General features: G+C 49.6%; 10 protein-coding genes. 9 read left to right on the top strand and 1 reads right to left on the bottom strand.

The annotated features are described in order from the left end of the window. Positions 1-228 precede the first annotated feature (228 nt). The 4 genes from FP815_06290 to FP815_06275 all read left to right on the top strand — a co-directional run bounded on the left by FP815_06290 (position 229) and on the right by FP815_06275 (position 6268). Positions 229-978, top strand: a complete 750-nt coding sequence (locus FP815_06290; protein MBA3014549.1) for a hypothetical protein — start codon at positions 229-231, stop codon at positions 976-978. A 103-nt stretch (positions 979-1081) separates the two neighbouring features. Next, on the top strand, positions 1082-3496 hold the full coding sequence (locus tag FP815_06285; protein ID MBA3014548.1) for a mechanosensitive ion channel family protein: 2415 nt from the start codon (positions 1082-1084) through the stop codon (positions 3494-3496). Between the two features lie 170 nt (positions 3497-3666). Continuing rightward, complete coding sequence (locus tag FP815_06280; GenBank protein MBA3014547.1) at positions 3667-4944, top strand: histidine kinase; 1278 nt, start codon at positions 3667-3669, stop codon at positions 4942-4944. Further along, complete coding sequence (locus FP815_06275) at positions 4916-6268, top strand: sigma-54-dependent Fis family transcriptional regulator (GenBank protein MBA3014546.1); 1353 nt, start codon at positions 4916-4918, stop codon at positions 6266-6268. Before FP815_06280 ends, FP815_06275 begins: the two co-directional genes overlap by 29 nt. A gap of 57 nt (positions 6269-6325) precedes the next feature. Here the strand turns inward: FP815_06275 and FP815_06270 are convergent, their stop codons facing one another. Next, positions 6326-6538 (bottom strand): hypothetical protein, encoded by a 213-nt coding sequence (locus FP815_06270; GenBank protein MBA3014545.1) that lies wholly within the window; start codon positions 6536-6538, stop codon positions 6326-6328. Between the two features lie 159 nt (positions 6539-6697). Between FP815_06270 and FP815_06265 the strand changes: the two genes are divergently transcribed. The 5 genes from FP815_06265 to FP815_06245 all read left to right on the top strand — a co-directional run. Further along, the gene (locus tag FP815_06265; GenBank protein MBA3014544.1) at positions 6698-6997 is read left to right on the top strand and encodes a hypothetical protein; all 300 of its coding nucleotides are present in this window, start codon (positions 6698-6700) and stop codon (positions 6995-6997) included. 51 nt (positions 6998-7048) lie between these two features. Next, positions 7049-7528, top strand: a complete 480-nt coding sequence (locus FP815_06260) for a hypothetical protein (protein MBA3014543.1) — start codon at positions 7049-7051, stop codon at positions 7526-7528. An 85-nt stretch (positions 7529-7613) separates the two neighbouring features. Next, on the top strand, positions 7614-7823 hold the full coding sequence (locus tag FP815_06255; protein MBA3014542.1) for a hypothetical protein: 210 nt from the start codon (positions 7614-7616) through the stop codon (positions 7821-7823). Between the two features lie 105 nt (positions 7824-7928). Further along, positions 7929-8165 carry a hypothetical protein gene (locus FP815_06250; protein ID MBA3014541.1) on the top strand — a complete coding sequence of 79 codons (237 nt, stop codon included), beginning with the start codon at positions 7929-7931 and terminating at the stop codon, positions 8163-8165. Next, positions 8158-8482, top strand: a 325-nt coding sequence (locus FP815_06245; protein MBA3014540.1) for a restriction endonuclease subunit S, incomplete at its 3' end; no start/stop codon positions are given. The genes FP815_06250 and FP815_06245, both read left to right, overlap by 8 nt.

Genomic DNA, 8482 nt, shown 5'->3' with positions numbered 1-8482 from the left:
TGGGTCAGATTTGGTTGCGCCGATTGAACAAAACCGCAGGCGTAGCAGCGCTACGTCGAGGATTTTGTGATTGAGTCGCGACCAAAGATGGCCCAAAGCCGGGATGCGTTATGGTAAATTGGTATTTTCCGCGTCCCTAAGTAAAAAATTCCGACAAGGAGAACTGCTATGCATAGACTGACCGTTCCTGTGCCAACAGCAAACAGAACCATCAACAAACGAGTTGCCATGACTATCGTTACAATTATATTATCTGGCGCGCTGTTATGGCTTGGAGCCATCAGTTTAATCGACACGTCAATCGCCGAGGTCGATTTTTCAACTCAAATCTCTACCAATGAAGAAGTAAACACCTGGGAAACAGTACGCATTGAACAATTTGAGATGGAAGACCAGATCATCATGACTCATGCTGAATTGGCAAAAACATCAAAAGAGATTATAGCGTTTCAACAATTTAAAAGTGAAATTGCCATGGCAACTGAAGATCTCGACAGCTCGGAACCGATCACACATAGGATTGTCGAACAACTCACGTCCTTGAAGGCCTGTCTATCACTAACTTACCTTATGACCAGGGATTTTTTCACTCGTGGCCATGAAGTGGACAAGATATTTATAGCGGAGGCTACGGCATTGGATCGTATGACCAGTGATTCCATCAGTAATGCCAAGCAGGCTATTGATCGCTTGCACACTTCCTTGCAGATAATCGAAGGAAGCTTTACCGAAACATATCTTGCTGGGCCTGTCAGTATTAAGGTAGATGAGAAACTCCCGGAAAAAGCTATCGATACAGGTTCACAGGCAAGGGACATGAATAATCTTCACAGAGAATTTTCCACAGTAGCGAAGCAGAACTCAAGACAAATTCGTGAGTGGGCCATGGGGGTCGGCAATGAACTGATGGAAACCGCCGCTTTGTCCACACCTACAGAGAAAATAAGGATAGCAGCAAGAAATCATCACCAAAAATAATCATGTAGATGCGCGCACTTACTAGCTTGGCCTCCAAAGTGGGAGCACTTTTTCTTGACCTTCATCCCCGAATAACACCTCATACTTCTTTTCACGCCTAATAATGAGCCATACAATGAATAAAAAATTCTCTAGTCACCACCATTCACTTCGATCCACAAAAATGTTGCCCCCGCTTGCCGACCACCTCCGACTACTGTGCTTTCTACTGCTCATCCTACTTTTCCATGCCCCCGTCCTTGCTGCCCCTTCCGACTATAATGAAGATGCGATTCGGCTGGTGATTGATGAGACCAAAAGTATGGTAAAAAACAAGACAACCGAGTTCGAAGAACTTACCAAAGCAAGCGAGCGGCTGGGCACAACCTTGACGTCGGTGCGGCAATGCGTGAAGAGCAACAAGGAAGAATTGGACAAAGTTAGCCAATCTTTGGAAGAACTTGGGGCCAAAGGTGTTGATGAATCAAACGAGGTGAGTCAACAACGCAAAAACTTTCGTACCACCAAGATGAATACCCAGCAGGACTTAACGCAGTGCAATGTCTTCGTCATGCAAATTGACGAGTTACTCAATACGATTAGTGAACGTCGGCAGAAGCTGGCGACCTTAAATATTTTAAACAAGCACGATGATCTCATCGCCTTAATCTCTGCGCAGCCACCGGGCTTCAGAGAATGGTGGGCAGAGTTCAGCCCATTTTTTAACCAGCAAAGTGGATGGGAAGGCCTTTCCTTCTTCGTTGTCATTCTTGGCGGGGTGTTGGTTAGTGTCATCTTCTTCTTGAGCCTCTGGCTGCGTAAATTCCTACTGTCTGAACACGCAAACCATCATCATCCGATTGTCAGAGCGTTAGTCAATAGTCTTGCCCATTATCTCTATTTGCTCTTTCCGGTTTTGACCATGGGAATTTTTGTGCAGTTACTGACCAGTAACCGTAAAAGTCCGACCTATCTCGCGCCCCTGGCGTTCACTGTCTGTCTTTATCTCCTTCTTCGTATGCTGATCCGGTTTTTTGTCAAATCTACTGGCGGGAATGAACCGTTATTGCCCATGCCTAGCCATCTCACCAGCCCTTTTGAACGGTATCTTAAATGGACGGCATTGTTCCTCTCTTTAAACATTTTTCTGGTCAGCTCCGAGTTTTTTCAGAAAAACGATGTCCCATCCTTTCTCCTTCTTCGGGTGACCATGCTCACCCTCCTCTGTTTGTTATGGATTCGGCTCATTTGGCTTTTTGTTAATGTCCCTGGTCGGGAAAAGAGCGGGAAATGGTTACGGTTGTTCCTGACCCCGGTCTTGGCTGCGGCAATGATCACTGGTTGGCTTGGCTACCTTAACCTTTCCGAATATATTTTGACCAACACCCTGAAAACCATTGGCGGGATTTTACTCTATTTCTCTACCAAATATCTGCTGGAAGGCGGATTTCAAAGCCTCTCTTATGGCGGCAGCGGCTGGCCTGCTCGAATTCGTAAAAAATTCGGTCTTGAAGACCAGCAAGTTGGAACATCTTTCTTTTGGCTCCACATCCTGCTCGATCTTTTCGCTCTGGCGCTTCTTCTTCTCTTTATCATTTCCAGTTGGTCGATTTCACAGAAGTTTTTCAGCCAAACCGTCAATCTGCTGAACGAAGGATTTACGATCGGCCACATATCCATCGCCCCTGGTCGTATTTTTATTGGCATTTTTCTCTTTTTTCTCTTCTGGACTTTATCTCTGTGGGCCAAGAATCTCATCAAAGAACATTTGGCGAACAATAGCCATTTAACTGCCAGCGCTCGCGATGCCACTATAACTGTAACCGGCTATCTCGGCTTCATCCTTGCCTTACTGGCAGGCTGCGGGGCATCGGGGATGAGCTTTACCTCCTTAACCGTAATCGCCGGCGCTCTCTCGGTTGGTATTGGTTTTGGTCTGCAAAACATTGTCAATAACTTCGTTTCTGGTCTCATCCTGATTTTTGAACGTCCAATTCAGCGGGGTGATTGGATTGCCGTTGGCCCTACAGAGGGCTATGTTACTGAGATCAGCGTCCGTTCCACCGTCATCAGAACCTTTGATCGGGCCGATGTCATTGTTCCAAACTCAGAACTCATCTCCAGCCAGGTGACCAACTGGATGTATAGTGACAGGAAGGGCCGGGTGAAAATTCCGATTGGCGTGGCCTACGGCAGCGACACCGAAGTTGTCAAGAAGTTACTGCTTGAAGTTGCTTACTCCCATCCCGAAGTGGTTACCACCGAAACCAATCTTGAACCTCAGGTTTTGTTCATGGAATTTGCCGAAAGTTCCCTTAACTTCGAACTGCGCTGTTTTATTCATGAGGTTGACAAGCGTTTAATCTGCCGGAGCGATCTGAATTTTGCAATTGATAAAATTTTTCGAGAACACCAGATCGTCATCCCGTTTCCACAACGGGATCTCAACCTCAAAGGCGAGTTTATCTCCGCACGAGCCAATGTAGATTCCACACAAGCTGTCAAAGAAACTACTCTAGGGGATAGTGTAAGTAAGTAAACCTTGGCAAAGCCGGTAGCTATAAGGGCTCTGTCGTAAACTTGCCCCGTCTCCTCTGCAACCGTGAAGACCTTTGCTAAGAAATTTTCATTTTCAATGGAGGAAGTCAATATTCGATAGAGATTCAAATAGGTCCTTTTCGATGCTGGAAAGATAGAGTAAAAGGCGTTATGTTCAGATTCATCGCTGTCATCCTCGCAATTGTTACTGCGGCCGTCCTTACCGGCGGGCTCTCTTGGTTTGCAATCCGTAACTACCGTTCGGCAGCGCCAATTGCGGAAGAAATTTTGCGTGGCCTGGCTCTTACCACAGCGACCATCATGGAAGAAGTAGCGGTCAACGATACCTCGCTGAAATCCCTCAACTCACTTTTGACCCGTGAGGTCGCTTACGCAGCCATCATCGCCGCCAACGGCACGATTATCTTCCATACCAATTCCGACTTGACCGGTTCCAATGTAGGCGACACTCGCTATCAGTCGGTTTTACAGACAGGCGCTTTGAGTGAAAAACGGCTCCAGCTCGGAACCGGCGAAACAATTTACGAGTTTCAGACCCCCTTGCATCTTTCCAGCACTACCTGCATACTGCGTCTCGCCTTACACACCTGGCGCGCAGAAGAGGTAATGCGCCGCGCCCGCCAAGGTATAACAGTAATCTTCTCCCTGTTGGCTGTGGGCTGGCTCTTGGGACTCACTGTTCTCTGGCTGTTGAAACGCCAAGCAGAACAGCAACGTCAGGCCGCGCAGCAAAAAGAGTTGGCGAGACTGGGTGAAGTCGGGGCAGTCCTGGCCCATGAAGTCCGGAATCCCTTAGCCGGGATCAAGGGCTATGGCCAATTTTTGACCGAACGTCTTCCCGAGGGCAAGGATCGTGGTTTTGCCCAGCTGATCGTCAACGAAGCGAATCATTTACAGGGATTAGTCAATGACATCTTGCTCTACACCCGAACCGAATCAATTTCGCTGATACCGTGTCGACCAGCGATAGTTGCTGAATCCGTATTGAAATTACTTACCCCCCAAGCACAAGAGCGCAGTGTCAAAATTCATTGCCACATCCCCAACGAACTGACCGTGCTCTGCCAGGAGGCAGGATTGCGTCGCGTCCTGCTCAATCTGATCACCAATGCCATACAAGCTTCTCCCGATGAAGGCACGATTATTGTCACAGGACTCCGAGATGGGAAATGGGCTGAAATCAATGTCGCCGACAACGGTCCTGGCATTTCTGCTGAGATGCAGTCAGCGCTGTTTGAGCCGTTTCGAACCAGCAAGGCCCGTGGGGCCGGTCTTGGGCTGGCAATATCTAAAAAAATTATTGATGACTATGGCGGCAGCATTAAAGCAGGCCCTGCCCCTGGAGGCGGAGCGCTTTTTAGTGTCCACCTCCAGGCCACCAAAATTGATGGAGTAAGTGATGACCAACGGACGAATCCTGATCGTTGAGGACGATACCACCTTCCGCACTCTATTAGCGGATATCCTGGAAGATGCCGGCCATATGGTGGATCAGGCTGCCGATGGTGCGGCAGGCTTGACACTGCTGAAGAGCAAGTCATTCGACCTGGTGTTGTCCGACCTCAAAATGCCGAAGATGGGAGGCCTTGAGTTATTTCGAGCCAGTCGTAGTGATCCGTCAGCGCCGCCATTCATCTTGATCACCGCTTTTGGCACTGTGGAGGAAGCTGTCGCGGCTATCAAAGATGGAGTCAGCGACTTTCTTACCAAGCCGCTTCAGGATCCGGCAACTCTGCGGACGCTGGTGACTCGTCTTCTCGATGAGCATTGCCGGAAGCGACGCTTGATTGCCCCTGATGAAGCGGAACTGGCTGGATTACCGCCTCTGGACATCCTTTTTGCCGGGACGGCGATGGGCGAAGTGCGCCGACTGGTAGGAGAGGTCGCTCAAACCGAGGCGACGGTGTTGATCGGCGGCGAAAGCGGTACAGGCAAGGAATTACTCGCCCGTTACCTTCATCTGACCAGCCTTCGCCAAGGCGGCCCTTTCGTCGCCATAAACTGTGCCGCCATCCCGGACAATCTTCTGGAAAGTGAACTTTTCGGCCACGAACGAGGCGCTTTCACCGGCGCTACCACCACTCGCCAAGGGAAATTCGAACTGGCAGCCGGCGGAACAATTCTGCTGGATGAAGTCGGGGAGATGCCCCTTTTAATGCAGTCCAAACTATTGCGGGTCCTCCAGGAGCATAGTTTCCAGCGGGTGGGCGGCAATCGTGAGATGCACGCCAATGTCAGAATCCTGGCCGCTTCCAACCGAGATCTGGCCACAGAGGTGACCGAGGGACGCTTTCGCGAGGACCTCTTCTACCGACTGAATGTCTTTCCCATCACCCTGCCCCCATTGCGTGACCGTGATGATGCCTTGGGTGATCTGGTGGACTTTCTTATCCGCCTCCACGCCCGCACCATGGGCAAAAAAATCTCAGGCATCACCACGCAAGCCATGAAGGTATTACGCGCCTATTACTGGCCTGGCAATATCCGCGAATTGCAAAATGTCATCGAACGCGCCATCATCTTGTCCCGTGGCGAAGTAACGATCATGGAACTACCGAAGATCTTCCACTCGCCCCCACCAGTCTCCAGGGAAGAGGGAGGCATCTTGAAAGAGACCGAACGGAAATCTATTGCCGCCGCATTGAAGGCGACTGCAGGTAAACGTCGTCTGGCTGCTGATCGTTTGGGCATATCTCTGCGGACCTTACAGTATCGCCTGAAGGAGTATGGAATAACCGATGATTCTAAGTAATTAAGGATGTAACTGTCCAGCAACACCACATCTGCTTCGCAGTCTCCCTACGGTCGCTTAGCTGTCATAAGCCTGCTCACATAGACGGGCTATTGTTCGCAGGCTTATTTCGCGCATCTGTAGTGCTGCTGAATAGTTACAGTTCCCGACATCTGCTTGTTTTGCGGATTGAGCTGAATAGTTACTAGGATAGTGCAAGATTTTCTCGACAGGTGCAAATTTTGCATCTGTTTTCAGCAATTCGGCATTAGGATTAAAACGATAATCCATCTAATTTCATGATGTTATAAATTTTTCTCTCTTTGGCACGGATCGTGGAATATTGACAGGCAGGAAGCTTGATGGCTTCGGCAAATAATCCGCAAAGGGCGGAACGCCCGAACCGTCACACGAAAGCATAACGTTCAATACCTTCAAGGAGAAAGAATCATGAACACCAAACAGATGATGACCCTGGCAGTTGCAGCAATCTTCACCATGACCATGGCTGGAGAAGCCATGGCGCGCGGCGGCAATGGCGCTGGAAAAAGAAACGGGGCTCAGACCCGAACTCAAACCTCAACTTCAGGCGCAACAGCGGTCCGCCCGGAAGGTTCGCAACGTCGAGACGGCACCTTTTTGAACACTGGCACTACCGCCAATGGCTCCACGACTCGTCCTGCCAACGGCAACGGCCTTCGAGATGGCAGTGGCAGAACGACCACAACAGTGCCTGCCGCAGCAGAGTAATCTAACCACTAACCCTCAGGCGGCGGACCAACAAGTCCGCCGCCTCACACCATGAAACAGACCATAATCACCATATCTCTTCTCTTGACGCTTGGCTTGTCACAGCCGCTTCAGGCCTTCGCCTTTTGGGGAATCGATAAGGACAGTCACAAAACCCTGAACCTCAAATCCGGCTACGATATCAACACTGTGATCACGGTCAAGGGACACATCATCAACATCCAAGCAGACGATGACCGCCCAAGTCTTCAAATCGAACTCGAAACAGACGGCGCCAGCATCTTTATCTCTACTGGCCCTCCCCACTACTGGCAAGAGCACGGTATCCCGCTCAGCACAGGTGATGAGATCACAGTACGCGGATCCAAGGCCCAGGAAAATGATGGCGCCATCTACATCATCGCCCAGGAAATCACCAACACCACCCAACATGCCAGTGTAACCCTCCGCGACGAATCAGGCCGCCCGGCCTGGGCCGGCAAAGGTAGACGACAAAACCAGGGCCAGTCACGCAACCGCTCTCGGCAATGACCGGGTTTCTACCGCAAACTTGCCCCGTCCCCTTCGCAAACGTGAAGTCCTCTGCTATAATATTTTCATTTTCAGTGATAGTAGTATGGCACTCTATACAGCTAGCCGAAGCGGTAAAGGCCTGCGGGAGATAAAAAAGCCCGAGAAGGTCTATCTTAACAATCCCAACCTCTATCCGGGCAACAAACAGGATAAAAGCCATGAAACTGCCGCAGATGAAGAACGAACAGCAACCCCGGAGGAGATTTTTGAAAGCGCCTACCAGGAACTTCGCAGCAGCCTGGCTAATGCGTAATTATTTGTCCGGAAAAGTCTTGCCAGATCAGAACAAGTAAGGGAACAAGTAAGGGAACAAGTAAGGGAACAAGTAAGGGAACAAGTAGAAAAGCTCATTGCAGTCATGGATGGTGACAAGACCGTTACCGAACTTATGGCATTACTTGATTTGAAAGGAAGGAGAAACTTCAAGTACACCTATCTCGATCCCGCCTTAAACGCTAAGCTGATCGAAATGACCCAGCCGGACTCACCAAACAGTCCCACCCAAAAATACCGTCTCACCCCAGCCGGGCAGCAGTTTATTAAGGTGATTGGAGCAGGAGATCAGGGAGTTGGCGGGGTGTTTCTAAATGGATAACTCAATGACCACCATTAGTGAGATCGCCGCGGTTTTTGATGGCCCTCATGCGACCCCTAAAAAAATCGAAGCAGGGCCATGTTTCTTAAGTATTTCAAGTTTAGAGAAAGGGCGGTTGGATTTAACAAAGTCTGCGTATCTCAGTGAAATAGACTTCAAGAAGTGGACAAAGAGAGTCACCCCACAAAAAGGGGATTTACTCTTCTCCTACGAAACCCGGCTAGGAGAAGCGGCCTTAATGCCCGATGGCATCAGGGCATGCTTAGGCCGCCGAATGGGTTGGCTGAGGCCTAAAAGAGACAAGGTCATACCTGAAT

It is taken from the genome of Desulfobulbaceae bacterium, assembly GCA_013792005.1.
Classification (GTDB): Bacteria; Desulfobacterota; Desulfobulbia; order Desulfobulbales; family VMSU01; genus VMSU01.
Note: the sequence above shows the minus strand (reverse complement) of the source record. Positions and strands in the feature narration are given on the sequence as shown.